The sequence below is a fragment of the Exiguobacterium alkaliphilum genome (assembly GCF_018138125.1).
GTDB lineage: Bacteria > Bacillota > Bacilli > Exiguobacteriales > Exiguobacteriaceae > Exiguobacterium > Exiguobacterium alkaliphilum.
Genome location: NZ_CP073101.1, coordinates 755,945 through 780,962, shown reverse-complemented (window position 1 = coordinate 780,962; position 25,018 = coordinate 755,945). Strand labels below are relative to the sequence as shown.

The window sequence follows — 25,018 nt, the reverse complement described above, 5'->3', positions numbered from 1 at the left end:
TCCGAACAAAAGTAGGCTCGCGGTGTCACGCGAGCCCTTCATCTTACTGCAACTGCGTCTCGATATCTTTGTTCGCTGCGTCTTCGGCGCGTTTCATCGCCTCTTCAAGCGTCATGTCACCGGTTAGTGCTGCCGGCAACAAGTTGTTGTATTCACGGGCGACAATTGAGAGCGAATCACCTTTTTGCCACGGTGTCGCATAGGCGCCGGCTGCGACGAACGGTGCTTTTAATTCGTCGTCTTGTAGGTTCAACTCTTCAGCGATTGACTTGAGCGATGGCAGGACACCTGCCCCGTCCGACCAAATCTTCATACCATCTTGTGATGTCGCGTAGTTGATGAACTCCCAGCCTGCTGCTTTCTCATTCGAATCACTGTTGAGCGAGTAAGAGACGGTGAACATCATCGAACCGCTGTCCCCACCGATTGTCGGGACTTCTTTCGTTCCCATCTCAACGTCCGGGAAGTTTTGCTCGATGTGTGAAATCGCCCAGTTCCCTTCAATCATGATAGCCGCACGCTCAGCACCAAACGAGTCCCCGGCCCAGCCTTGACCAAGGTCAGCCGGACGTTGGATGAGTTTGTCCTGATAGGCATCGATGAGCGGTTGAAGTGCCGCGATTTGATCCGGCTGTGAGAGGACGGCTTTTCCGTCTCCGTCAACGACGTCCGTGCCACCCGACTGCAGGACGAACATGTGACGGGCAAGCTCAGATGTCGTGATGGCCGGTACAACGCCAGACGGGAGCTCTCCTTGAAGTTCAGCGAGAAACGCCGGAAGTTCTTCCATTTCAGTCGGAATGTCGTCCGCCGTGAATCCTGCCTCTTCAATCATCTGCTTGTTATAATAGAGTCCGAGCGTCGAATAGTCTTTCGGCAATCCGAATAACTGATTGTCAGACTTGAACGCGTTGATGGCCGGCTCGTAGAAGTCACCAAGATCTTTTTCTGCTTGCTCCACGTACTGATCGAGCGGCTCAAGGATTCCTTGTTTGGAAAGTTCCGGTGCAAGGAACGCATCGACATAAAAGACGTCAGGCGCCGTTCCGCCGACAAGGTCCGTTTGAAGTTGTGTCTGGTAATCGTTGTACACTTTCTTCTTCACCGTGATGCCGGTCTCTTCAGTAAAGGCCGCCAGCAATTCGTCAAACGCTCTGACTTCGGCATCTGTCCCTTTCCATGTCCCGACGGTGATTTCTTTCCCTTCGAGCTCTGTCGGGTCAGAAGCGACTTGTGCTTCGTCGTCCCCACCGCAAGCTGCCGCGAACATAAGGCTTGATACCATTAAGACAGATAAAGAGATGCGTTTTTTATTCATGCGTGATTTCCTCCTTAGGGATAATAACAAATAATAAAGTAACCGCTTTCAACTCACAACTCGATTTTATACCCGAAACGTTTCGGAAAGCAAGTGTTTTTTTGTATTAGCTTTTTTTCGTTGATATATCACTATTTACAGTCTATTCCTTCTCGGTCTAAAATGAGCTTAATGACATCAAATCCCAAAATTATTCATAACGTTTTCATAAAGGAGTCCACATTATGGCCACATTAAAAGATGTCTCCCGCGCCTCCGGCTTTTCGATTACGACCGTCTCCCGCGCGCTGAACGGGTACGATGACGTCAACAAAGAGACACGGGATAAGATTATGAGCGTTGCGAAAGAACTTGGCTACAGCCCGAACATCTTGGCACGCAGCCTCGTCAAAAAACAGTCGAAGACGATCGGCTTCCTCGTCACCGACTTGAAGCGCGAGAGCGTCAAAGATAACTTCATGTTCGAGACGCTCTGCGGCGTATCGGACGAGCTGTCCGACCTCGACTACGAGTTCGTCCTGTTGTCGACGACGACGTCAAAACAAAAGAACAAGACGTACGGACAAATGTGCGCTGAGCGCCAACTCGACGGCGTCGTCATCCAAGGACTGAAGCGAGACGATCCGTATTTGCTCGAAGCGATTGAGAGTAAGGTGCCGTGCGTACTCGTCGACATTCCTGTCGAGGGGCTCAATACCGGATATGTCACCTCAAACCAGCTAGAGAGCGCCAAACAAGCGGTCCGGTACTTGATTCGTCTTGGCCATAAGCAAATCGCGTTTATGAACGGAGCACCCCATGCGTATGTCTCGACCGTTCGTTACGACGCCTACCGTCAAGTGCTTCACGAGAATGGAATCGAACTGAACGAGTCTTACGTCTTGAACGGCGACTTTGAAGAAAGCGCGTCAAAGGATGTCGCCTTGCCATTCTTATTGAACCACCCTGAGGTCACCGCCATCTTCTGCGCATCCGACGTCATGGCGCTCGGCGTCCTTCAAGCGACACGCGAGCTCGGCTTACACGTTCCCGAGGACTTGTCGCTCGTCGGATTCGACAACATTTTGTTGTCGCAATACGTATCGCCCCCGCTCACGACGGTCGGGCAACAACCTTATGAGATGGGCAAAAAAGCCGCAGAGATGGTCGTTTCCATCGTCGAAGGCAAAGACGTGCCACACGAGGCGTTCGTCAATAACCAGCTGATCCTCCGGGAATCGGTCACGAAAAATCGGCGATGATTAGTCATCGCCGATTTTTCGTATTGTCATGAAGGCAAAGATGCCGACCGTCGCCCAGTATAAAACAGGCAGCATTTGCACGGTGATCGGCAAAAGCGAGATTACCGTCCGCACGATTAGCGGTGCCGTAATCCCATAAGCCGTAATTGTCCATGCTTCTTTGAAGCGAATCGGAACAAAGCGCCGGAAGCTTAAACCCGCCACTGCCAGTAACGTGATCAGCACGATATGAACGAGCAAGTCTAGTAGGACCGCGCCGTAAATGTAGAGCGGATAAAACCAATTTAAGTCTGACCCAACATCGCGAACGTCCGCTTCAGTCAGTTGTTCTTTATTCACAAAATTTAGCAACGTCTCGTAACTGCTTAATTCCGTAGTGATGCCACTTCGTTTGAACACCCACCCCTCTTTTTCGAGCAATAGCGTCTGTTTCGCGTTCGTCGACCGCTCTTCCCCGACCATGACGACGAGGTCGAGCACGGGCATGTCGAACGCAAACGGCTCTTCGTACGTCAAGCCTTGTTCCGTCACTTGAAACGACGGCAACACCTCGTCAAACGTCGGCTGATTCAACCATTTCACGCTATACACAATGGCGTTAGCCAACAAGATGGCTACCACGACATAAAAAATCGACTTCCAAATTGACTGCCCTCGAAACTGTTGTACTTTCTTGAACTGAAACCCCAAACTCGCAATCATCTGCTCCATGCCAAACCTCTTTTCTAAAACGTTTCTACCACCATTTAATCACGATTTTTAATCAAACAAAAGAGAAGTTCACAAAAATACGGCTTGATTGTCCGAAACGTTTCGGATAGAATGGGGTCGAATCAAGAAAGCGCTTTATTATACAGGAGGTTACAACGTGGCGAATACACTGATGAACTATACGACAGGTACTGGGGACTTAAAAGATTGGCTTGTGGCCGAGGACGGTTTCCGTCCCGAGTGGCTCGGGAAAGGTGAGGCGGTCTTCTCACTCGGGAACGGTTATATGGGACTACGTTCCGTGACAGAAGAGCATTATGCGAACGAGACGCGCAACTTGTTCGTCGCAGGGACATTCAACAAGTTTGCAGACAACGAAGTGACCGAGCTTCCGAACGCGGCCGACATCTTATGGATGGAGTTCAAACTGAACGGGGTCCGTTTCGACTTGACGCAAGGAACAATCCATTCATATCGTCGAACGCTCAACGTCAAGCACGCCGAGTTGACGCGAGAGGTGACGTGGGAGAGCCCGAACGGTGACATGTACGACCTCGTCTTCTCACGGTTCGTCTCGATGGCGAACGTGCACGTCATCGCCCAACGCGTGACCATCACGCCGAAACAAGCGACGACGCTCGCCGTCACGTCCGGCATCAACGGTCAGATGACAAACAGTGGTGTCCAACATTTCCTCGAGGGCGACAAACGGCTCTATGATGGTCGCTTCATGCAACAGCTACAAAAGACGACCGAGTCCGGCATCGACTTCGTTTTCCATAGCGTCCACCGCTTCAAGGCAGCCGAGACGATTGAACCGAAGTCAATCATCAAGATGGACCGCCGGAAGATTTTCTTCGACTATTCGGACATCGTTGTGCCGGCCGGCGAGACGCTGACAATCGAGAAGTATTCGACGGTGTTCACGTCACGCGACCGTGATGTCGAGGCAATGGACCTTGCGCCGTATGCCCTCGACGTGACGAAAGACGTCGAAGCGTTCGGCTACGACCGTCTTCTCGAAGAACACGTCAATGCGTGGGACGAACTCGTCTGGTCACACGTGCCGATTCAAATCGAATCGAAAGAGAGGTTCGACCAGCTCGCGATTCGTTTCGCACAGTATCACTTGGCCGTCATGACACCCAAACATGACAACCGGATGAACATCGGAGCGAAAGGACTGTCTGGCGAAGGCTATAAGGGCCATACGTTCTGGGACACGGAAATCTTCATCTTGCCGTACTATACGTACACGAACCCGAAAATCGCCCGCAGTCTCCTCGAGTATCGTTATCAGTCGCTCTCCGGGGCGCATCGAAAAGCGAAAGAGAACGGCTACGAAGGTGCGATGTTCCCTTGGGAGTCGGCTTGGCTCGATGACGGTGAAGTGACGCCGGTATGGGGTGCGGCCGATATCGTAACCGGCGAGGCGACGAAGATTTGGTCCGGCTTTATCGAGCAACACATCACGTCCGACATCGCGTTCGCCACGTGGCAATACTACCAAGTGACCGGTGATCAAGACTTCATGGACCAGTACGGTTACGAGTTGTTGATTGACACGGCCAAGTTCTGGGCGAGCCGCTTAGAGTGGAATGAAGCAGCCGGCCGTTACGACATCAATGAAGTCGTCGGACCGGATGAGTATAAAGAGCATGTCGACAACAATGCGTTCACGAACTATACGGCCCATTGGAACATCCAAAAAGCGATCGAGTACGTCGACCTCCTTCGTGCCGAGAAACCTGAACTGTTCGAACGTTTGAACGAAAAACTCGACCTCGAGACGGCCGAGGAACGTTTCCATCACGTCCTTAATTTGATTTACTTGCCGCAAGTGCGCGAGGACGGTGTCTTGCCGCAAGATGATACGTACCTCGACAAACAGATCATCGATTTGACGAAGTATAAGAATCAAGAAAACGTCGGTTCGATGTTCCTCGACTATAACCTCGAGCAAGTGAACGAGATTCAAGTGTCGAAACAAGCGGACGTCATGATTTTGATGTATCTCCTCGAAGACTTGTTCACGGCTGACGTGAAGCGCGCGAACTGGGAATACTATGAGCCGAAGACACTCCACGACTCGTCGCTCTCGCTGTCGACGCACAGCGTGCTCGCTTCCGACCTCGGCGACCAAGAGCTTGCGTACGACTTATTCCGGCGCGCGTCTGAAATCGACCTCGGTCCGAACATGAAGACGTCTGATGCGGGCATTCATGCCGCCTCGCTCGGCGGGATTTGGCAAGCGGTCGTCAACGGGTTCGGTGGTGTGCGGATGACCGGCGGGAAGCTCCGAATCTCCCCGATGCTTCCAAAAGCATGGACGTCCCTCACCTTCTCAATCGACTGGCAAGGCGAGACACTCGACGTCCACGCCACGCAGCAACATGTGACGATTACCCGCCGCGTTGCGTCAGAGAAACCACTCCAAGTGGAAGTATACGGAGAAACACGCGTCATCACAGATACGTTCACAAGTGACGTGTTGACGGTATGACGTACCGGCCTCACTTCCATTTCGCTCCTCCGTTCGGTTGGATGAACGACCCGAACGGGCTATGCCAATTCGACGGGACGTATCATCTGTTCTACCAGTACCATCCGTTCGGTGTCGAATGGGACGATATGCATTGGGGACACGCCACGTCGAGTGACTTGATTCACTGGGAACATAAACCGATCGCCCTCCGTCCCGGAAAGACGTACGACCGGGACGGGGTGTTCTCGGGCAGTGCGCTCATCGTGGATGACGTCCTTCACTTGTATTACACCGGAAACGTCTGGCTCGACGAGAAACGGGAAGCGTTAAAGCAAGTCCAATGCCTCGCGACCTCAACAGATGGCGTGACGTTCACGAAGCATTCCGCCAACCCGCTCATTTCCAATGAGCCAAAAGGTGGGAACGCGCACGTCCGCGACCCGAAAGTATGGACGGCGAACGGACGGCACTACATGGTTCTCGGCACGCGTGACGCGACGGACGGGAAAGTCGTCTTGTATGACTCAGACGACGCCATCCACTGGACTGAGCGCGGCGTCGTTGCCGGAGAGACAGGTGAGCACGGTTGGATATGGGAATGCCCGGACTTGTTCCACTTAGATGGCCAAGACGTCTTGCTCATCTCGCCTCAAGGTATGGAGCCAAACGGTGACCGTTACCACAACTTGCATCAGTGCGGATACTTTGTCGGCGAACTCGATGTCGAAACACCCGTCTATACGCACGGTGCCTTCACCGAGCTCGATTATGGGCATGATTTTTACGCGGCCCAGACGTTTTTAGACGACCAAGGACGTCGTATTTTAATCGCGTGGAACGCGATGTGGAAACGAGATTGGCCTGAACAAGCCGAAGGGTGGACGAATCAGATGACACTTCCACGTGAATTGTCGCTTCAAGACGGCCGTTTGGTTATGACGCCAATCGAGGAAGTGAAGACGTTGCGTCAGACATGCGAGATACTTCAAGATCCAACTTTTGAAGGGGATGCGCTCGAATTGACGTTCGAAGCAGTTGGTGACTTCACCCTCCACTGTTACGGGAATACCGCTACATTCTCGAAACGAGGAGACGAGTTTGAGCTGAACCGCAACGGTGACATCCGCCGTATCCGAGCAAACGGACGAACGTTCCGCATCTTCTTTGACGCCTCGTCTATCGAAATATTCGTCAATGACGGCGAGTATGTCTTTTCGAGCCGTGTCTATCCGGCTCAACAGGCTCGTCACTCGATTTCAGGTGACGTTAAAAATCTCACACTCTATCGGCTCGCGACCGCTACGTGAACCGAAAAACAAGTGCGTCATCCATGGGATGAGGCACTTGTTTTCGTAAACGTGCATTACCAATTGACATTTTTTAGCGCTCTGTTACGGTTGAAGTATCGCTATTTTGAAGGAAGTGACATCGTGCCGTTTACCGCCCTTTTGTTGAATGCCTCCGTGGCGTTCACAGGCTTTTACTTAATCTCTAAGTTGTATCACTCTGAACACTTCGGACCTTTTCGATTCCGCGGTTTCTTAATCGGATTATTGACCGGGGCAATCGGTCTGTTCCTTATGATGAACGCGGTCCAAGTGAACGGTGAAGTGCGTGTCGACTTACGGTATTTGCCGCTCGTCCTGCTCGCCTTTTACGGGGCCCGCTTCCCGCTCTTAATCGCGACCGTCATCATCGCAAGCACCCGCTTTCTGTTCGGACTGACCGACCAGGCCGTCGTCGCATTCATCGCCACCTTCGTCATCGGCGTCGGCATGTGGTGGATTCATCGGCACGTCCATCGCCTATTGTTGCAAAGCATGCTGTTACACGTCTGGGCGCTCGTCATCACCTCGGTCTCGATTCTCGTCAACCTCGGATGGAGCAGCGCTTATATAGAAATCGTCCTGACGTTCTGGGTCGTCGGGCTACTCGTCGGGACACTCGCGAGCCTGCTCGCCATCGACTTAGAACAGATGACGCGACGTTCCAAAGAGTATAAACATTCGGCCGAACGCGACCATTTGACCGGCTTGTTCAATCGCCGGATGTGGGAAGAGCGGACGACATCGCTCGTATCCGAGAGACGAGCGTATAACGTGCTCGCCCTCGATATCGATCACTTCAAACACGTAAACGATACGTACGGTCATCCGAACGGCGACCTCGTCTTGAAACGGTTCGCCGAACTGTTGAAGGTTGAGACACGGTCCCATGACGTGGTCGCACGAATCGGTGGCGAAGAGTTCGTCATCCTCATCTATGACTTACCTCCCGAGAAAGTGGTCAAAGTCGCCGAGCGGATTCGGGAACGGATTGCGGTCGAGGCGTTCGTTCTGTCGGACGGGACATCGATTCGAATCAGCACCTCGATTGGCATCGCCCACGGGAGCGCCTTGCCGGTCGAGTCGATGAGCAGTATCGCTGACAGTGCACTCTATGAAGCAAAAGACAAAGGACGAAATCGGACGGTGGTGCGACGTGCCAACGCACACATGCTCGTTCCAAACTAACGAAAAGGAGGTCTGTTCATCGCAACCCGATGAGCGGACCTCCTTTTCACCATTATCGGATGGCCGCGAGCCGTTCGACTTCATCCGTCATGATGGCGTCAACTTCGGTCGTGTCCGGGAGCTCGTTCGGATCATTGATCGTATAGAGCCGCGTCACGATTCCGTTTTCGCTTAATTTCACCGCGTCTGCTGTCCCGGCGAACGCGGGCTGGGCGTGGACGGCCTCGGCTTGAATACGTTCGACGAATCCGACCAAGTCGGGATGCCCTTCCCCCGTCAAGACGGCGATCCTCGCCTCGGGCGCGACGTCGCGCAGTCGGACGAGCGTGTCCGGATTGAACGACGAGAAGACGACGCGTTCGGCGAGGTCGAACTCTTCGGTCGCGAGCCAGGCGAGTTGCTCAATCCCTGAATAGTCGAATCGGTCCGTCTTCAGTTCGACGTTCACCGTGACGTCATGGGCCGCGACGAGGGCGAACACTTCCTCGAGCGTCGGGATGCGTTCCCCTTCGCTTCGAAGCGCACGCAGTTGACGGAGCGTCATGTCTTTCACATAACCGCTCCCGTCCGTCGTCCGGTCGACCGTCTCGTCATGGATGACGACGAGGCGGCCGTCTTTCGTCCGTTGCACGTCGAGCTCGATGCCGTCGACGTAAGGAAGCGCCGCCTCGAACGCGCGGAGCGTATTTTCCGGATGCTTGGCGCTATAACCACGATGAGCGTAAAGGTGCATCTTATTGCCCCAAGGTGGAAGTCGTCTCGTCGGCCGCACGCTTCAACGCGTCCTCGACCGACACGCCTTGATACAAGCTCTCCATCGCATTGACGACGCTTTGACGTGACTGCGGGAACGACGAGATGAGGGCGCCTTGCGTCGCCGGCGACGTCTTCGTCTCGCTCAACTGATCGACCGTCACTTTCAGCTGCGGGTACTCGGCCCACACGTCTTCGACAATCGGCTCGTTGTAGGCGTCCGGGTTGATGGCGAAGTAGCCGGTCTCGACGTGCCATTTCGCCTGCGCTTCTTTCGAGGCGGCAAATTTCATGAACTCCCACGCACCTTGTTTCGTCTCGTCGGCGATGCCGTCACCCATCCAGAGCGAGGCACCCCCGATGACGACACCTTCGCGGTCCGCCTCGTTCGGTACCGGCAAGTATGACACGCCGACGTCAAACGGTGCGTTGTCGACGACCGTCCTTACACCGGCCGACGAGTCGAGGTACATGGCGACGTTGCCCGACTGGAAGGCGGCACGCATGTCGTCCCAGTTTTGACCGACGTTCAAGAACGTCTTCTCGTCGTACATGTCTTTAATCAAGTTGAAGGCGTTCTGTCCCTCTTCCCCGTCAAACACCGCTTTCGTCGGAGTACCGCTGCGACCGTTGTCGTTGTCGACGTAAAGCCCGCCCTGTGCGGCGACGAGCTGTTCGAAGAACCAGCCGTAGTTGAGGATTGTGAAGCCGGTCTGGCCGTCACCCGTCAGTGCTTTCGCCGCCTGTTTCAATTCGTCATACGTGCGCGGCGCTTTCTCTGGGTCGAGCCCGGCTTGTTTGAACGCGTCCTTGTTGTAGATGAGCACCGGCGTCGACGAGTTGAACGGCATCGAGTACTGCTTGCCGTCGACTTGATAATAGCTCAAGATGTTCTCTTCCCAGACGCTCGTGTCGAAGTTCTCTTTATCGATGAACTCTTGGACCGGTGTGATTTTGTTCGTGTCGATCATATACTTCGTTCCGACCTCGAACGTCTGCATGATCGCCGGGGCGTCCGCCGAACCGGCGACGGCGTTGAACTTCGTGAGCGCCTCTTCATACGTCCCTTGGAAGATCGGTTTCACTTCATAGTCGTCTTGTGAGGCGTTGAAGTCGTCGACTTGATTGTTGAGCGCGGTCTCTAAGTCCCCGCTCATCGCGTGCCAAAACACGACTTCCGTCTTCCCGTCTGCGGTCGCCGAGGCTTCCGGCGCCGCCTCCTCGCTGCCACACGCCCCGAGCAATAACACCGAACTGGCCAACCCTGCGAATAATGCTTTTTTCTTCATGTAAACTTCCTCCTTTTATTTGATTGCGCCTTGCGTCAAACCTTCTTGCAGTTGCTTTTGTCCTGCGAAGAGTAAGAGTAGTGTCGGGATGATGATCATGATGACGGCCGCCATGACGACGCCCCAGTCCGAGGCGATCTCGTTCGACTGCATCTGTTTGATCCCGATTTGCACCGTTCGCGCCTGCTCCGTGTTCGTCACGAGGAGCGGCCATAAGTACATGTTCCATGTCGTCAAGAAGCTATACACCGACAACGTGACGAGCGGCGTCTTCGAAACCGGTAAGACGACGTTCCAAAAGAAACGGAAGCGGCTGATGCCAGCGATTTGGGACGCCTCGTACATCTCGTACGGAATCGTCTTGAACTGTTGTCGAAGTAGGAACGTCCCGAACGCGAGCGCGAAGAACGGAACCGACAACCCCCACACCGAGTTGAGCCAGCCGAGCGACTGCACGGTCAAGAAGTTCGGTACCATCGTCGCTTCCCACGGCACCATCATCGTCGCGAGGAACAGCATGAAGATGAGCGCTTTCCCTTTGAAGTCGATGAAGACGAACGCGAACGCGGCGAGGCTCGACAAGACGACTTGCCCGACCATGACGAGGAGCGCGACGACGAGACTGTTCACGAGATACGTCAATAGCGGGATCCGGTCGAACGCGGCGACGTAGTTCGCGAGCGATGGTTCTTGTGGGATGAGATTGCCTTTTAACGCCTCGCTCCCGTCCATGAGGCTGATGGAGAACGCATACCCGATCGGGAACAGCATGACCGCCGCGCTCAAGACGAGCAGCGTGTATACGAGTGCATTTCGCATCGTCATTGGTAATGCACCTTCCTTTCGACGAGCTTGAACTGGAGCCACGTCAACAGGAGCACCGTCACGAATAAGAGCACGGCCTGCGCACTCGCCCCGCCGACGTTGTAGTTGATGAACGCGTCCTTATAGATGGCGTAGACGATGACGTTCGTTGAATTCGTCGGACCGCCTTTCGTCAGCAAATCGATTTGCCCGAACGTCTGGAAGGCGTTGATGAGCGAGATAATGCCGACGAAGAAGAGTGTCGGCGACAGCATCGGGATCGTGATGGCCCGAAGTTGGGTCCAGTAGTTCGTCCCGGCGATGTCCGCACTCTCATAGAGCGTCCGGTCGATATTTTGCAGGCCGCCGAGGAGAATGAGGAACGTGAACCCGACGTTCATCCAGACGGTCGCGAGCGACACGGACAGGAGCGCATATTGCGGGTCGAGGAGCCACTGGACCCCGCTCGCCCCGACCGCTTCTAAAAAGCGGTTGAAGATACCGATCGACGGGTTATACATGAACATCCAGATGACCGATGACGCGGCGACACTCATCCCCATCGTCGCCGAGAACGCCGTCCGAAAGAATCCGATGCCGCGCAGTTTCTCGTTGGCAAGTAAGGCGAGGCCGAGCGCGATGAGGATCGTGAGCGGCACGGTCAACGCGACGAACCCGACCGTCGCCTGGACGCTCTGCCAAAACGTCGCGCTCGTGAAGAGCCGGGCGTAGTGCCCGATTCCGACGAATTCGAGCGGCGTCCCTTGCGTGTCCGTCCGGAAGAAGCTCAAGTAAATCGTCCGGAGAAGCGGATAGACGAGGAAAATCCCGAACAGCGCAATCGACGGCGACAAGTACAACAGCCCGCTCACCGCGTCCGAAATCCGTGTCTTGACGCGTTGTCTCGGCAATGCGACCGTCATTGGAACACCTCCAGCGCCTCGAATAGTTTCGGCTGACGCGGTTCGATGCGGTCACCGCTCGCGTCAAAGAGCGACATCTGTTTCGGGTCGACGTAACAGGCGACCTTCTCCCCAATCGAGAGCGGCCACTGCCCCGACCATTTGGCGAGCCATTCCGTCCCACCGACGTCAAAGGCGAGAATCGTCTCCGTGCCGAGCACCTCGATGTTTTTCAACTCGGCGTAGAACGTGACCTCGTCATGGGCCGGTAAAATCTGCTCCGGACGGACGCCGAGCGTCGCCGTTTCTTCTGTCGTCATCACGTTCGGCTGGAACTGACGCCCATCCGCGGCGACGAAGCCTTTGTCGCTTCGCTTCACCGGCACCAAGTTCATCGGCGGCGAGCCGATGAACGAAGCGACGAACGTGTTCGCCGGCTTGTTGTACAAATCGAGCGGCTTCCCGACTTGTTGGACCTCGCCTTCGTTCAACAGCATCATCCGATCGGCCATCGTCATCGCCTCGACTTGGTCGTGCGTGACGTAAATCATCGTCAAGTTCAGCTTGCGTTGCAGCTGCCGAATCTCCGAGCGCATCTTGGCACGGAGCTTGGCGTCAAGGTTCGAGAGCGGCTCGTCCATGAGACAAATCGGCGCCTCGGTGACGATGGCCCGGGCCAGGGCGACCCGTTGCCGTTGTCCGCCCGACAGCTCGCGCGGCTTTCGCTTCAAATAGTCGGTCAACCCGAGCGTCTCGGCGGCCGCATGGCACCGTTCGCGCTGCTCGAGTTTCGTCAGCCCTTTCGTATGTAGGCCGAACGTGATGTTTTTCTCGACGGTCATATGCGGATAGAGCGCATAGTTTTGGAACACCATCGACAGTTGGCGCTCGCTCGGTTTGAGCTCGTTCGCGGCGACACCGTCAATCCGGAGCGTCCCCGCCGTGATCGACTCAAGCCCGGCGATCATCCGGAGCATCGTGCTCTTGCCGCAGCCGGACGGTCCGACGAGCGCGAAGAACTCGCCCGCCTCGATCGTGACGTCGATGCCGCGGATGACCTCGGTGTCGCCGTACGACTTTTTGATTTGTTGCAATTGAATCGACTTCATATGATGTCCTCCTTCATTCCTTGTGACGCCCAGAGCCGCTCGTCTCCCGTCGATACGGCAAACGCACCGTGCGATAGCGCTTGATGCACCTCGATCGGCTTACGAATCATGCCGCCCGTCACGATTGGGAACGGCACGCTCCCGGCGACGTGCTCGATGACGTTCGGGATGAGACCTGGCATGAGTTCGAGCGCGTCCGGCTCGTGGTCGTTCGCCATCTTGATGCCCGACGTGACGGCGTCCGAGTCGACTAAAAATAAGCGCTGTACCGTCATGAGCCCGGCGCGTTTCGCGTGCTGGATGACCGACGCCTTCGTCGTGACGATGCCGTCGGCGCCGACGCGTTTCGCCAAATAGTCGATGCCATCCCGGTCGAGGCTGATGCCATTGATGCGCTCGGCATGCAAGAAGACTGTCTTGTTCTCCCGTTTCAGATGTGACACGTAGCGGTCGAGCGTGCTGAGCGTACCCATCATGAGGAACGTCGTCGTAACGTCCGATTGCAGGAACTTCTCGAATTGTTTCGGCGACTTGATGGAGGCGATCATCTTCTCCTCACCGATCGTGCGAAGTGTTTCATTCACTTGACTCACCCTTTCCTAAAAAAAGGACCAACAGAAACTAGACGTCAATGACGTAAGGGCTTCTGTTGGTCTCTCGAATGTTCTACCGTTTGCTATTCACTTGGGGGTTGTGGGGTCTCACAAGTCCTATCGTAACGGATGAATGTAAAGCGTCCGTGAAGGACATGCAAAAAAACGTAAACCTTTCATGAATGAAATTTACAAACCATCTGAACCGACATCAATGTCTACGTCTTAACCAAGTGATACTATTAGTGAGCAGGGATGGATTCAAATCTTCAATTCAAACATAACTAAGGGGGATTGGATGTGAAAAAAATTCAATTAACCGAACCGGGATGGACCCACCAAAACATATGGGAAGGATGCATCCTCGCCTCGATTGCCCATGCTATTTTCATCGCAAATGATCCAGAGTTTGCTTATGAGCATTCATGGGATGGTAACAACTACAGCACCAACGATGGCCAAGGAAGCAGAGGGACGGTAGCATTTGGTCAAGAGAGTTATGTCGCCGGTTTCCGAAACGACCATTTCGCTTTCCATCCATTAGACGCAAACCAATACTTTACCGAAGCTCCGGACCAGGTACAACAAATAGCTGAGCAAGAAACACTTCAATACTTATTAGACAAAGTAGACGGAGCGACTCGCCCGGTTGTCACGACTGTCTTATGGGAAAGTGAACAGGGTGTGTTTTCGAGTCATCCTTATGACGTCATGCTTGATCGAGGGGCCGATCTTTTAGAAGTACAGGCGTCAGCGTATGAAACTGCGCTTGAGTATTGGGAAGAGTATTACGAACTCACGGAAGAGCAACTTTTATTAGTGGAAAAACTATATCATTTGAAGATGGAGGATCCTACTAGACAAATTCTCTTATCGGAAGAAGACATTCAATCCATCAACGCGACTGACGTTGAAGGCATTGAAGAAAGTAAAATCTCTTTTTCTGAGGTTGGGATTGACTGGTCGAGTCTATGAAAATTCAATCAATAAAAGTTTTCATAAAAACGTGAGCCTAGATGTTAACCAGGCTCACGTTATTTGTTTCTCATCACGTTGCTGCATTCACATATCTTTTAGCGTTTGTCTCGCCTTCGCCAAGATGTCCGCTTTAACGTCATCATCACGGTCTTGCCAGTTCCGGAGCATCATCTTCATCCGCTGATTGTCTTTGAAGCGTTCCTGATGTTTGTCGATGAAGTGCCAATAGAGGGCATTGAACGGACACGCGTCTTCCTCGGTCGTATGTTTCGGATTGTACTTGCACCCTTTACAGTAGTCGCTCATCCGGTCGATATACTTTCCAGAAGCGATATACGGTTTCGTCGCGAGCTTGCCACCGTCCGCGTGGAGCGCCATCCCGAGCACGTTCGGCAACACGACCCAGTCTTGACACTCCCACGATTGAAACCGTGGGATTCTGAAGTGCTTGTGCGAGCGCAGTCCATTTCTGTTTTGCTCAAGCCTTCAGATGAGGGTGTGCCATCACCCCTCCTGAGACAGACCATATAGGTTCTCAGGCTGATGGACTGTTACCATCCACCACAGGTCGTTGCAGGTGTGTCCACCTGATGTTTTAGCGTCTTTTACGTGACGACAGGCATCGTTTTACCGGTCACATGTTTTCGTGACCGAACCGGATACGATTCTCAAGGTGCGATGGACACGGGCGTTTTAGAGACTTGTACTTGTCTATGGAATATATATACCCGAATGTCGGATGTTCTTCACATCCGAACTCACTTTCATCCCATGCCTAAAGGCGGGCTATGCCCGGTATCGGCTTTCCCGTTCGTAAAATCTGTAATATCCTTTCTCCTAAATCTTTTTTCTGTTGTGATAACGCATGAAAGATTTCGTCTGGTGTAGCGGCCCTCTCAACCTCATGTTGAATCGTTTTGTTCGTTTGGTTCAAATGGACATTCAATAATCGAAATTTGAGAAATGCCTGTACGGGATGATCCATTGTAGTCGCTAAGATGTCATACATCATCTCAAACGAAAGAACACGCACTTGAACGTTCTGAGACAGTCTTTCGAACAGGGGCTGGTGTAAATCGCGATACCGTTCCATCGTCATACCTTGATTTCCGGCCGTTTCTGCAAGAATAGTTTCCGGAATATAGAGAACAGCATTGATTGCAACCAACTCGTCGATAAAGAGATTCATATCTTCAGGGTGTTCTCGCGCGATTTTGGCTAATCGAGTCAAAATCATGGTGTCGAACAGACACGCTTGTTGAAGAGAAGTCGGTGGGGCATACCTTCTATCGATAAAAGGATTAATTGAAGTGATTAACGAATCATACAGTTCACTCATCGAAAGTCACCACTTCTCCTGCTGCAACTCGACAAGACGTTTCATGTGTTTCGTATAAACCGTTTCAAGACTTTCTAAATCCGTTTCTCTAAGCATTGGATTGATTCGTTGTTGTTGGAGCATACGATTGATTTCGTTCAGTTTAATTGCAAGCGTAGGGTTGAATAAAGAATGGTCGATATCACTAGGCAGTTGATTACGATAGTCATAATCGATTGCATTCAATCCCTCTGTTTCATTAATTACACCATCTTGAGTCATTTTTATGACCAACGATTTATAAGGCACTTCAAAGATTGGTATGAGACGGATCACGTTCAACCGATAGTCGTCCTCTGGATAAAGCTCTTTGATTGATTCATATGACTCTTTCAAAACATGGCTGTTGATTAATAGTTCTGCAGCAAATAAGTTAGCTTTTCTTTCATTCTCATTTAAAACAGAGTCGTCAAAAAACGTTTGCGTGGTACTGTTTTTAATTTCTTCTTGTTCATACATGTAATGATAATACTCATGAGCCCACATAAAATTTTCGTAAACCCTTGGTTGCGACGTATTAATGTGAATATAAAAATTTCCGTTTCGATATGTGACTAATCCTCCGTAGTTTTGCTCTTCGCTCGGAAACAACAATACATGCGCGTGTTTCATTAACTCATTTTTGATGGATTCGTGGGTCTTTAAACGAAATGACAAGCCTTTGTCTTTCGTGTTCTCTACTTTGCTGATTACTTCTGGCAGCAATCGTTTATTCTGTGTAATGACTTCTAACAGATTCTGCTGATTGATCATAAGATTACGATCGCTCCTTGTTTATTTGACTCAATCGTTCTAATACATCAATCATCGAGATGAAATCTTCAAGCATTTTCATCGTTTCATCAAGACGATGTTCATCTCCGTTCTTATGATAGCTAGCAGCCGCAACATTTATAAGATTGGACTCTAAATCAATCTGTTCGATTGTTTTTGGTGGCACAAACTGTTCATTATAGAAATAAAACGGTTCGTTGATTCGAAACAACCTGTTTATTTTTTGGACGTTTTTATTGATATCGCCGCTCCCTTTTAACAGGTCGTAATAGGTCGACTTCGTCATACCTGCTCGCTCATATACCCACTTCGGAGATTTTCCCGTCGCTTCAATGTAAAGCTTGATATTTCTACCGACCAATTGATTCAATTCATTTTGATTCATAATTTAATCCCCCTTTACTACCAATTCCTTAATTCCGATTAAAACAAACTAAATAATTAAAAATAAACATTTAATCTTTAATATGACCACTTAATCCATTTTAAGTTTGTTTTAACCGGAATATCAAGAAACTTTTTAATTGGAGGTCAATTTTTCTAGATTTCTTGCCCATAACATCCAGTTTGCGATTTTCAGTTATGCTACACTCGACTTACAAAAAAATCTAACGAGAGGACTGAGTCAATGGTCCAAAAACGTCTCCAAACATGGATTGACAGTCAATATGAGAACCCACGCGGCATCGTCGGCACGTATATCGGTGAGAAGATGGTCAGGCAACACCGGGTCGAAGTCGATTGGACGATTGAGCAACTTCAGATTCAACCAAACGACCGCATCCTCGACGTCGGTTGCGGGGCCGGCGACGCGCTGGCACAGATGCTGCGTGGCTATAATCACGTACATGTGACCGGGCTCGACCGTTCCCCGACCATCGTCCGCTCGGCGCTCCGACGAAATCGAACGGACGTGCAAGCCGGGCGAGCCAATGTCGTCGAAGGCAATCTCGGGACGCTCCCGTTTCCGGACGCGCAGTTCGACCGCGTCTTCAGCATTCACACCCTCTACTTTTGGGACGACGTGCCTGCGGTGCTTGACGAAATCGAACGTGTCCTCGCACCGGGCGGGTTGTTCGTCATCACGTACTGTGACGGGAAAGGTGACGGGACGTGGGACCGCATCGCATCCATCGTGCGGGAACAGTTGATTCCCGCCGCTTCTGCGCTCGGGTTCATTGACGTTCAAGAACGCCGAGGACCTGACTCGCGTGACTATCATACGGTCGCCGTGACGGGACGAAAACCCGTCTAACGTCACCCCCGGCTCTTCCGCGTCACCGCCACTCCGCCAAACCCACTGATGATGGCGATATAAAAGCCTAAGTCATAAAACCAGCCGGTGTTGTTCACTTCATAGACGCGATACGTGTCGTTGAACAGCCCGAGAATCAAGGAAATCGGTGCGATCCAGCCGTGCCAAATGCCCCAAAAGAAACCGGCCGGATCGGTCGTGTACGTCCCGTCGCCCGGCACGCATCCACCTAGCACGATGCTCATACTCAAGATGATGGCCAATACTCCGATTCGTTTCATATGAATCCCTCCTATTATCGTTATTCCCCGTTTTCACTAAAAAGGCACTGACCGAAGTCAGCGCCACAATTGGACCGTGTTGGCGAACTCGATATCGGTCGCAATCTCGCCGTCGAGAGCGTGAAAGTCAAAGTCCTCGCCGTCGAGCCACTTTTGGAAATCGAAGATGACCGGATCGCGGTCGCCGCCAAGGGCGAACCACGTCTCGAGCGTCTCCGGGAAATAGGCCGCCGTATGGATTGTGCCGGCCCAACTCTTGTAGAGCTCCGAGAAGACACCCTTGTCCGAGTCGTTCATGAGCCGGAACGCGCTCTCGGCGTCTTGGACGATATGTTGATACATCTTGATTTCCATCATCCGGCGCGTCGAATCGTCGAGATGGTAGCGGTTCTCATGTTGCAACAACTCGAAGTGGTTCGTGCAGATGTTCGACTCGCGGACTTGGATGTCGCGCGGTGTCGCCTCGACGACACGCGTCTTTGATGACTTGTCATGCACGACATATGTGAACGAGCCACGGTGCGGAATCTCTTTCAATAAGTCGACCGCCTCCTCGACCGTCGCGCACGTCTCGAGAATCATCCGGCCAATCATTTGACAGACGAACCCGTCACCAGGACGCCGACGGTTGATGAAGTTATAACCCATGGCGAGCCCTTTCTCGTTCATGCCATCCATCCGTCCGGTGACGCGCGAGACGGGGCCGATGACGGCGTAACCATCGTCCGGCTGGAACACGTTGTAGCGACCATCGTACGTCATCGGATGATAGTCGTAATTGCGGACGAGGAAATTGTCGCCCGTTAAAATCGAACAGCCGCTGACCGGGTTGTTCACCCGGAAGTGACCGAAATGTAAGAGCGTATCGGCGAGAGTCAATTCGAGTTCATCTTGGAGCCCGAGCAGTTCTTCCCAAATTTTCGGCGCGAACCGGTCGAACGCCTCTTTTGCCTCGCGCTCGTCAATCTCAAAGCGCGGGACCCGCAGTTTCCATTGGTCGGTGCGATTCTCGAGCAGCTTGCTTCGTTTAATATAATTCCCTTGAAAGCGGCCAAAGTCATAGTGACTGCCGCGAAATTGTGTCAGTTCACTTGAGACGCGTTGCATGCAAAAACCTCCCTTGCGCCCATTATAGCGGACACGTGGGAGGTCTGTCTGAGATGAACCTGTTTACAACTTGAACTGACGGCTCGGAGTCGCAAAATCAATGGGGGCGTATACAAAAACGGATGATTTGTCGAAAATCATCCGTTTCACTTCATTCATTTGTCGCATTCACGACTTCAAGTGGGATCGACACTTCCGTTTCCCCTTCTTCAGCGATATGGAAGAGCGGGAGTGTCTCTGGCACGAACAAGTCCGGGTTCAAATCGACTTGATACACGTACGTTCGGACGTCCCCTTCACGCTCGGCCGTCAGTTCACCGAACGGGATCGGGACACGATTGCCATCGACTTCGTAACTGATGACCGTCGTCGGTTCGAGACGACGGTCTTCGAGCATGCGAATCGTGAACAACATCGTCGAGCTGTTCGCTCGCTCTAGAGAGACGGCGAGTGCCTCGGACTGTCCGGCCCGTTTGTCGATCAATGACTCATCGACGTTTTGTTCGTAGACGATGTTCTCTTCGGTCGCTTGCTCGGTCTGCATCTGTTGACAGCCGACGACCGTCATCAACCCGAGCACGAGCGCAATGACCAACACACGCATTTGACTCCCCCTCACTGCAGGGCGAAAGTCAGTTCAGCAACACAGGCGACCTCACCATCGACCGTCGCCACGGCCCGGCCTTTTCCAATCGGGCCGCGCACTTTCAAAATCTCGACTTCGAGACGCAATTGATCGCCCGGGACGACTTGGCGCTTGAAGCGACACCCGTCAATCCCTGCGAAGAACGCGAGCTTGCCCCGGTTCGCTTCTTGCTTGAGCATCGCGAACGCGCCGACTTGTGCGAGTGCCTCGACGATTAAAACGCCTGGCATGACGTTATAGTCCGGAAAGTGTCCGTTGAAGAACTCTTCATTCGCCGTCACATTTTTTAGTCCGACGGCCCGTTTGCCTTCTTCGACTTCGAGAATGCGGTCGATGAGCAAGAACGGATACCGATGTGGGATTACTTCTTTAATCTGTTCAATCGTATACATGGTTCCACCACCCTTATGAGGTTAGCCAAAAATCGGTGATATGGCGCCACGTGTCGATGTTGAACACGTCCCTCCACTCGCCGCCGCCAATGACGCTGTACCCGATAATGGCACCAATCGCGAGCATCGCGACAGCCAATATGAGGACAACGATGACACGCAGCAAGATTGGGAAACGGCGGTTGTTCGACAGACGCTTCCGCTCTGTCCGCTGTTTCGACTCTTTTTCTTCCGAGCCCTTTTGTTCTTCGTTCGCCACGTCCATTCATCCTTTCAGCTCATCTGATTATAACATATTAGTACCAGGTAATAAAACCGTTGTATGAGTTCTCTTTTAGTGTAACGTATCTAGAAAACCCGAACAAGCGCCCCGTCCTAAAGACGGGAAATGAAAAAAGGATGTTGCTTTCATAGAAGGATATGCTACCGTGAGAGTATTCATTTATGAGGAGGTATTATTCTATGTGGAAAGAGTTTAAAGAGTTCGCCATGCGTGGCAACATCGTTGACCTTGCCGTCGCCTTCATTCTCGGGGCCGCCTTCACGGCCATCGTCAACTCGCTCGTCAACGACATCTTCATGCCGCTTCTCGGCATCTTGATTGGCGGCATCAACTTCTCAGACTTATCGGTGAGCGTGCTCGACGTCGAGGTCGCTTACGGCAACTTCATTCAAGAGATCGTCACGTTCTTACTAATCGCCTTCGCCTTGTTCATGATGGTGAAAGTAATCAACCGTTTGAAGCGAGAAAAAGCCGTCGAAGAGACGCCGGAACCAGAACTGTCACGTGAGGAACAACTCCTCTCTGAGATTCGTGATTTGTTGAAAGAACGCTCATGACGAAAAGCCTGAACCCATGACGGGTCAGGCTTTTTTGTCGAGCAACCGCACGACCCGACCGACGGCGTTCGTCAACAGCGTTGGCGCCTCACACATCGCCTCCTCGAGCGTCATCACCCGGGAAACGATAGGGAACACCGCTTCGATGCCGACGTCCGGGACGGCGACCACTTCCGTCTGTCCGGTGAATACGAGCGTCGGAACGCCGTGTGCGTGGGCGATTTGGGCGAGTCCATACGGGGCTTTCCCATACAGCGACTGCTGATCAAACGTCCCTTCTCCCGTGATAAGCCAGTCGGCGTCGTGTACGTGCATCTCAAAGTTCGACCAACTTACGACTTCCTCGATTCCGCTCCTATACGTCGCCCCAAGCTGATAGAGGGCAAACCCGACTCCACCTGCCGCACCCGCACCCGGTCGTGTCGTCATATCGTGCGTGAAACAGCGGGCATACTCGGCAAGATATGCCTCATAGCGTCCGATGTCTCGTCTAGTCAACCCTTTTTGCGGGCCAAACACGACGGCTGCCCCATCGTCACCAAGTAGCGGATTCGTCACGTCCGAGGCGATGCGCCATTCCACTTCTCGCGCTTCCGGCATAAGGTTCGACCAATCGATGGATGCGACACGCTCGAGTTGATGAGGGAAAGTACCGAGTTCGTTTCCAACGTGATCGTAAAATCGGACTCCGAGCGCCTCAAGCAGACCTTTGCCCCCGTCGATGGTCGCACTCCCGCCAAGCCCGACCGTGATGTGCTTCGCCCCAAGTTCGAGCGCCGCCCGTATTTGCAGTCCGGTTCCGTACGTACTGTAACGCCATGGATCGCGCATCTCGACGAGCGTGAGCCCGGACGCCTCGGCGAGTTCGATGACTGCGTCTCGTGATGACTCGGACCAGCCAAAGCGTGCCCGTCGCATCCTACCGTCGAGCGCCGTGACGTCATGCGTCATCACGTCTCCATCTGGATGCGTCGCGAGCCAGGCATCGAGAAACCCTTCACCCCCGTCCGACATCGGTACGGTCACGACGTCATGTTCTTCGAGTGCTCGCGCCACGGCCGCATTTGCCTCGACGCTCGTGAGTGATCCTTTGAATGCATCCATTGCCACGACAATCTTCATGCCATCCCTCCTCCTCATAAGTGTAACGCAAAAACCGCCCCCCCGAGGAGAAGCGGCCTACGTTATGGGCGAAGTGACGTGACAAGCCCCATCATCTGATCGCTCATCGAGAGTGCCCGTGAGTTCATCTGATAAGCTCGTTGGGTGATCGTCATATCGGTCATCTCTCTCGTCAAATCGACGTTCGACGACTCGAGTGTCCCTTCAATCAAGAGGTTTCCGAGCGGACGGTCGACCTCGGTCTGAAAATCGGCCGAGTAGACATTGTTTCCCATCGGACGGAGTTCTGACGTGTTCCGCACTTCCACGATATCGAGTCGTCCGAACTGTTGCTCGACCCCATTCACGCTCGCGACGACGACCCCGTCTTGACGGATGCGGTGATTCGTCGCTTCGTTCGGCATCGTGATACGGTTGCCGTCATCACCGAGCAGCGCGTTTCCGTTCACATCGACGAGCGTCGTCTCGGCATCGACCGACAGTTGAAGATTGCCGTCTCGTGTTACGCCAGGACCATTCGGTGTCTCAACGACGAAGAACTGTCGGCTCGCCTTCAAGAAGACGTCGAGTCCGCGCTCTGTCGCCCGAATCTGTCCGATGCTAAACTGTTGCGAGATGTCGGCGACGTGTCCCCCGACCCCGATCCGAATCCCGTTCGGCGTCTCGCGCCCGACTTCGAACTCGGGACGAGGTTGGTTGTTGTACGCCTGTGATAGGAGCGATGCGAAGTGTCCTTGCTGGCGCTTGAATCCAATCGTGTCGACGTTTGCGATATTGTGTCCGGTCACGTCGAGTTGACGCTGCAACTGCGTGAGCGAGTTGACCGAATTATAAATGGACTGCATACGTTTCCTCCTTATCGAACCCGAGCGATTTCGATGGCTCGCTCGGCACTCTTGTCATACGCTTGGACGACCTTTTGGTTCGCCTCGAACTGACGATACGTCATCATGAGGTCGGCCATCGTCTGGTCGAGATTGACGTTCGCCTCCTCGATGAACCCTTGTTGGAACGTGACCGGCGCGAGTGCCGGCGCATCCCCGTTCACGCGGTAATCGTTCCCGACTTGCTCGAGCGTCGCCAAGTCATCGATTTGATAGGCACCGAGCGTCGCCACGTTCTCTCCGAGTGACGTGATTTGTCCGTCCGCAGACAGTGTGAACTCGCTCGACGGCAGCTGGATTCGCGCGCCGGCGTCCGACAAGACGTATCCACCGTCAGCTGAACGAAGGAATCGCTCCTCGTCGACTGCGAAACGGCCGTTCGTCGTGTAAAGCGTCTCGCCGTTTTGTTCGACCGCGAACATCGGGGCACCGGTGAATCCGGCCGGCGCCTTTAAATAGACGTCCGTCGGGCTGCCTGTTTCCGAGATGCTACCGGCTGAGAAACGCGGCATCGTCTCTTGAAGATACACACCGGTCGAGAGCGTCCCAACCTGACCTTGTACCCGTGAGCGTCCGTTGCCGGGGTTGCTCACTTGGGCGAGCAACATCTCAGGAAATGACCGAACGACCCCGTTCGATGCCTTGAATCCAGGCGTCCGCACGTTGCCGAGGTTGTTGCTTAAAATCTCTTGCTGGCGTTGCAGCGCGTTCATCGCACCGGCCGCCGTATATAGTCCGCGTAACATGATCGTCTTCCTTTCGTCCTCAAACGTGTTCTACTTTCTTTATCGTACCAAACGAAGGAATCATTCACCGTTTTTTGAAAAAAAGATGAAGAATAATTATGATTTATTTATGTTCGGTAGTAGATAATAAATAATATGATATAATTATTTTATAATCGTATTTCATGAAGGAGGAACGTGCCATGGCTCGTCGAGTTACAAATGACCGCTCTAAAGTCGTCGTGAGAAAAGTAGGCGGTTCAAAAGGCGTAACGTTACCAAAGGCGCTTTCTGCGGACATTGGAGATCAGTTTTACATTCAACAACATCATGACGGAACGATCATCCTTACGCCTTTAGAAAAACCAAAAATCCTGAAAAACGTATTTGCTGATGTGAATGAAGAGACGTATGCAGATTTATACGAGGTCATCCTTGAAGAAGTAGGCAAGGAAGCAGAGTAAACACATCACGTTTCTTTTGGAAGGAAGCCAAAAATATGTCATCTTCATTGAATAAATTACAGCGACCCCTCGTCGGAGAGATTGGCTATATCGATTTTGACCCAAGCGCGGGATCTGAAATTCAAAAACGGCGCCCCGCGATTGTGATTAGCCAAAATGATTTCAATCGAACTGGATTTTGCATCGTTTGCCCAATCACCCATACTGAAAGACCTTTGTTTGTTCGTATACCCGATGGATTACCAGTAGAAGGTTACATTAACGTCATTCAAGCCAAGTCAATCGACTGGAGGGCCCGACGGTGGAAACGAACGACGACGTGTCCAGTCGAAGCGTTAGAACAAGTTCAAGAAATTGTAGCCGTAGCCATTCTAGGTGAATGTTCGATCATTCGAACTTAGGTTTGCCTGAGATATACAAAAACGAGTTCGTCTCCGCTTGAGAGACGAACTCG

The 25,018-nt window shown here is 52.7% G+C and carries 29 protein-coding genes; 9 read left to right on the top strand and 20 right to left on the bottom strand.

The genetic code is table 11. The annotated features are described in order from the left end of the window. Window positions 1-43: 43 nt before the first annotated feature. Window positions 44-1,318 (bottom strand): ABC transporter substrate-binding protein, encoded by a 1,275-nt coding sequence (locus KB235_RS04190; RefSeq protein ID WP_211780481.1) that lies wholly within the window; start codon window positions 1,316-1,318, stop codon window positions 44-46. 224 nt (window positions 1,319-1,542) lie between these two features. Here KB235_RS04190 and KB235_RS04185 point away from each other — a divergent pair, with 224 nt between their 5' ends. Next, a complete protein-coding gene (locus KB235_RS04185) occupies window positions 1,543-2,559 on the top strand; it encodes a LacI family DNA-binding transcriptional regulator (RefSeq protein ID WP_211780480.1) in 1,017 nt (338 codons plus the stop codon). On the opposite strand, the gene KB235_RS04180 is transcribed toward KB235_RS04185, so the two are convergent. Beyond that, on the bottom strand, window positions 2,560-3,270 hold the full coding sequence (locus KB235_RS04180) for a DUF1189 domain-containing protein (protein ID WP_034807287.1): 711 nt from the start codon (window positions 3,268-3,270) through the stop codon (window positions 2,560-2,562). A gap of 172 nt (window positions 3,271-3,442) precedes the next feature. Between KB235_RS04180 and KB235_RS04175 the strand changes: the two genes are divergently transcribed. From KB235_RS04175 to KB235_RS04165, 3 genes are all read left to right on the top strand, one after another. Further along, on the top strand, window positions 3,443-5,773 hold the full coding sequence (locus KB235_RS04175) for a glycoside hydrolase family 65 protein (RefSeq protein ID WP_211780902.1): 2,331 nt from the start codon (window positions 3,443-3,445) through the stop codon (window positions 5,771-5,773). Next, entirely contained in the window at window positions 5,770-7,062 is a 1,293-nt protein-coding gene (locus KB235_RS04170; protein WP_211780479.1) for a glycoside hydrolase family 32 protein, read from the top strand. Before KB235_RS04175 ends, KB235_RS04170 begins: the two co-directional genes overlap by 4 nt. Before the next feature lie 123 nt (window positions 7,063-7,185). After that, the gene (locus KB235_RS04165) at window positions 7,186-8,268 is read left to right on the top strand and encodes a GGDEF domain-containing protein (protein ID WP_211780478.1); all 1,083 of its coding nucleotides are present in this window, start codon (window positions 7,186-7,188) and stop codon (window positions 8,266-8,268) included. Between the two features lie 52 nt (window positions 8,269-8,320). Here KB235_RS04165 and KB235_RS04160 read toward each other — a convergent pair whose 3' ends face one another. The 6 genes from KB235_RS04160 to KB235_RS04135 are packed head-to-tail and all read right to left on the bottom strand — an operon-like array spanning window position 8,321 to window position 13,709. Further along, window positions 8,321-9,001 (bottom strand): glycerophosphodiester phosphodiesterase, encoded by a 681-nt coding sequence (locus KB235_RS04160; RefSeq protein ID WP_211780477.1) that lies wholly within the window; start codon window positions 8,999-9,001, stop codon window positions 8,321-8,323. 1 nt (window position 9,002) lies between these two features. Further along, window positions 9,003-10,310 (bottom strand): ABC transporter substrate-binding protein, encoded by a 1,308-nt coding sequence (locus KB235_RS04155; RefSeq protein ID WP_211780476.1) that lies wholly within the window; start codon window positions 10,308-10,310, stop codon window positions 9,003-9,005. A 15-nt stretch (window positions 10,311-10,325) separates the two neighbouring features. After that, window positions 10,326-11,135, bottom strand: coding sequence for a carbohydrate ABC transporter permease (locus KB235_RS04150; RefSeq protein WP_211780475.1), 810 nt, complete (start codon window positions 11,133-11,135; stop codon window positions 10,326-10,328). Continuing rightward, complete coding sequence (locus KB235_RS04145) at window positions 11,132-12,037, bottom strand: carbohydrate ABC transporter permease (RefSeq protein ID WP_034807297.1); 906 nt, start codon at window positions 12,035-12,037, stop codon at window positions 11,132-11,134. The genes KB235_RS04150 and KB235_RS04145 overlap by 4 nt, the downstream gene beginning before the upstream one ends. Further along, window positions 12,034-13,125 (bottom strand): ABC transporter ATP-binding protein, encoded by a 1,092-nt coding sequence (locus tag KB235_RS04140; RefSeq protein ID WP_034814553.1) that lies wholly within the window; start codon window positions 13,123-13,125, stop codon window positions 12,034-12,036. The genes KB235_RS04145 and KB235_RS04140 overlap by 4 nt, the downstream gene beginning before the upstream one ends. After that, a complete protein-coding gene (locus KB235_RS04135; RefSeq protein WP_231557619.1) occupies window positions 13,122-13,709 on the bottom strand; it encodes a glycerol-3-phosphate responsive antiterminator in 588 nt (195 codons plus the stop codon). The genes KB235_RS04140 and KB235_RS04135 overlap by 4 nt, the downstream gene beginning before the upstream one ends. Before the next feature lie 309 nt (window positions 13,710-14,018). Between KB235_RS04135 and KB235_RS04130 the strand changes: the two genes are divergently transcribed. Continuing rightward, the gene (locus KB235_RS04130) at window positions 14,019-14,693 is read left to right on the top strand and encodes a hypothetical protein (protein ID WP_211780474.1); all 675 of its coding nucleotides are present in this window, start codon (window positions 14,019-14,021) and stop codon (window positions 14,691-14,693) included. Window positions 14,694-14,780: 87 nt separating this feature from the next. Here the strand turns inward: KB235_RS04130 and KB235_RS04125 are convergent, their stop codons facing one another. The 4 genes from KB235_RS04125 to KB235_RS04110 form a co-directional block, all read right to left on the bottom strand. Further along, window positions 14,781-15,095 carry a cryptochrome/photolyase family protein gene (locus KB235_RS04125; RefSeq protein ID WP_246514328.1) on the bottom strand — a complete coding sequence of 105 codons (315 nt, stop codon included), beginning with the start codon at window positions 15,093-15,095 and terminating at the stop codon, window positions 14,781-14,783. A gap of 376 nt (window positions 15,096-15,471) precedes the next feature. Then, window positions 15,472-16,035 (bottom strand): hypothetical protein, encoded by a 564-nt coding sequence (locus tag KB235_RS04120; RefSeq protein WP_211780473.1) that lies wholly within the window; start codon window positions 16,033-16,035, stop codon window positions 15,472-15,474. Between the two features lie 6 nt (window positions 16,036-16,041). Next, window positions 16,042-16,827 carry an ImmA/IrrE family metallo-endopeptidase gene (locus tag KB235_RS04115; protein WP_211780472.1) on the bottom strand — a complete coding sequence of 262 codons (786 nt, stop codon included), beginning with the start codon at window positions 16,825-16,827 and terminating at the stop codon, window positions 16,042-16,044. Window positions 16,828-16,831: 4 nt separating this feature from the next. Continuing rightward, on the bottom strand, window positions 16,832-17,233 hold the full coding sequence (locus tag KB235_RS04110) for a hypothetical protein (RefSeq protein ID WP_211780471.1): 402 nt from the start codon (window positions 17,231-17,233) through the stop codon (window positions 16,832-16,834). Window positions 17,234-17,476: 243 nt separating this feature from the next. Between KB235_RS04110 and KB235_RS04105 the strand changes: the two genes are divergently transcribed. After that, a complete protein-coding gene (locus KB235_RS04105; RefSeq protein ID WP_211780470.1) occupies window positions 17,477-18,103 on the top strand; it encodes a class I SAM-dependent methyltransferase in 627 nt (208 codons plus the stop codon). Window positions 18,104-18,105: 2 nt separating this feature from the next. On the opposite strand, the gene KB235_RS04100 is transcribed toward KB235_RS04105, so the two are convergent. The 5 genes from KB235_RS04100 to KB235_RS04080 all read right to left on the bottom strand — a co-directional run bounded on the left by KB235_RS04100 (window position 18,106) and on the right by KB235_RS04080 (window position 20,794). Next, the gene (locus tag KB235_RS04100; RefSeq protein WP_034814544.1) at window positions 18,106-18,384 is read right to left on the bottom strand and encodes a hypothetical protein; all 279 of its coding nucleotides are present in this window, start codon (window positions 18,382-18,384) and stop codon (window positions 18,106-18,108) included. Window positions 18,385-18,441: 57 nt separating this feature from the next. Then, window positions 18,442-19,491 (bottom strand): C45 family autoproteolytic acyltransferase/hydrolase, encoded by a 1,050-nt coding sequence (locus tag KB235_RS04095; RefSeq protein ID WP_034814543.1) that lies wholly within the window; start codon window positions 19,489-19,491, stop codon window positions 18,442-18,444. A 151-nt stretch (window positions 19,492-19,642) separates the two neighbouring features. After that, a complete protein-coding gene (locus KB235_RS04090; RefSeq protein ID WP_034814541.1) occupies window positions 19,643-20,095 on the bottom strand; it encodes a hypothetical protein in 453 nt (150 codons plus the stop codon). Between the two features lie 11 nt (window positions 20,096-20,106). Beyond that, window positions 20,107-20,529, bottom strand: a complete 423-nt coding sequence (gene fabZ / locus KB235_RS04085) for a 3-hydroxyacyl-ACP dehydratase FabZ (protein ID WP_034807311.1) — start codon at window positions 20,527-20,529, stop codon at window positions 20,107-20,109. A 13-nt stretch (window positions 20,530-20,542) separates the two neighbouring features. Then, a complete protein-coding gene (locus KB235_RS04080) occupies window positions 20,543-20,794 on the bottom strand; it encodes a DNA-directed RNA polymerase subunit beta (protein WP_034807313.1) in 252 nt (83 codons plus the stop codon). A gap of 197 nt (window positions 20,795-20,991) precedes the next feature. Here KB235_RS04080 and mscL point away from each other — a divergent pair, with 197 nt between their 5' ends. Then, window positions 20,992-21,369, top strand: a complete 378-nt coding sequence (gene mscL, locus KB235_RS04075; protein ID WP_211780469.1) for a large conductance mechanosensitive channel protein MscL — start codon at window positions 20,992-20,994, stop codon at window positions 21,367-21,369. A 24-nt stretch (window positions 21,370-21,393) separates the two neighbouring features. On the opposite strand, the gene KB235_RS04070 is transcribed toward mscL, so the two are convergent. The 3 genes from KB235_RS04070 to KB235_RS04060 form a co-directional block, all read right to left on the bottom strand. Then, complete coding sequence (locus KB235_RS04070) at window positions 21,394-22,491, bottom strand: glycerate kinase family protein (RefSeq protein WP_246514326.1); 1,098 nt, start codon at window positions 22,489-22,491, stop codon at window positions 21,394-21,396. Window positions 22,492-22,553: 62 nt separating this feature from the next. Then, window positions 22,554-23,336, bottom strand: coding sequence for a flagellar hook-basal body protein (locus KB235_RS04065; RefSeq protein ID WP_211780468.1), 783 nt, complete (start codon window positions 23,334-23,336; stop codon window positions 22,554-22,556). 11 nt (window positions 23,337-23,347) lie between these two features. After that, window positions 23,348-24,121, bottom strand: coding sequence for a flagellar hook-basal body protein (locus KB235_RS04060; RefSeq protein ID WP_211780467.1), 774 nt, complete (start codon window positions 24,119-24,121; stop codon window positions 23,348-23,350). 182 nt (window positions 24,122-24,303) lie between these two features. Here KB235_RS04060 and KB235_RS04055 point away from each other — a divergent pair, with 182 nt between their 5' ends. Both KB235_RS04055 and KB235_RS04050 read left to right on the top strand, forming a co-directional pair. Further along, window positions 24,304-24,564, top strand: coding sequence for an AbrB/MazE/SpoVT family DNA-binding domain-containing protein (locus tag KB235_RS04055; RefSeq protein ID WP_029334276.1), 261 nt, complete (start codon window positions 24,304-24,306; stop codon window positions 24,562-24,564). A gap of 35 nt (window positions 24,565-24,599) precedes the next feature. Beyond that, on the top strand, window positions 24,600-24,965 hold the full coding sequence (locus KB235_RS04050) for a type II toxin-antitoxin system PemK/MazF family toxin (RefSeq protein WP_081825854.1): 366 nt from the start codon (window positions 24,600-24,602) through the stop codon (window positions 24,963-24,965). Window positions 24,966-25,018: the final 53 nt, after the last annotated feature.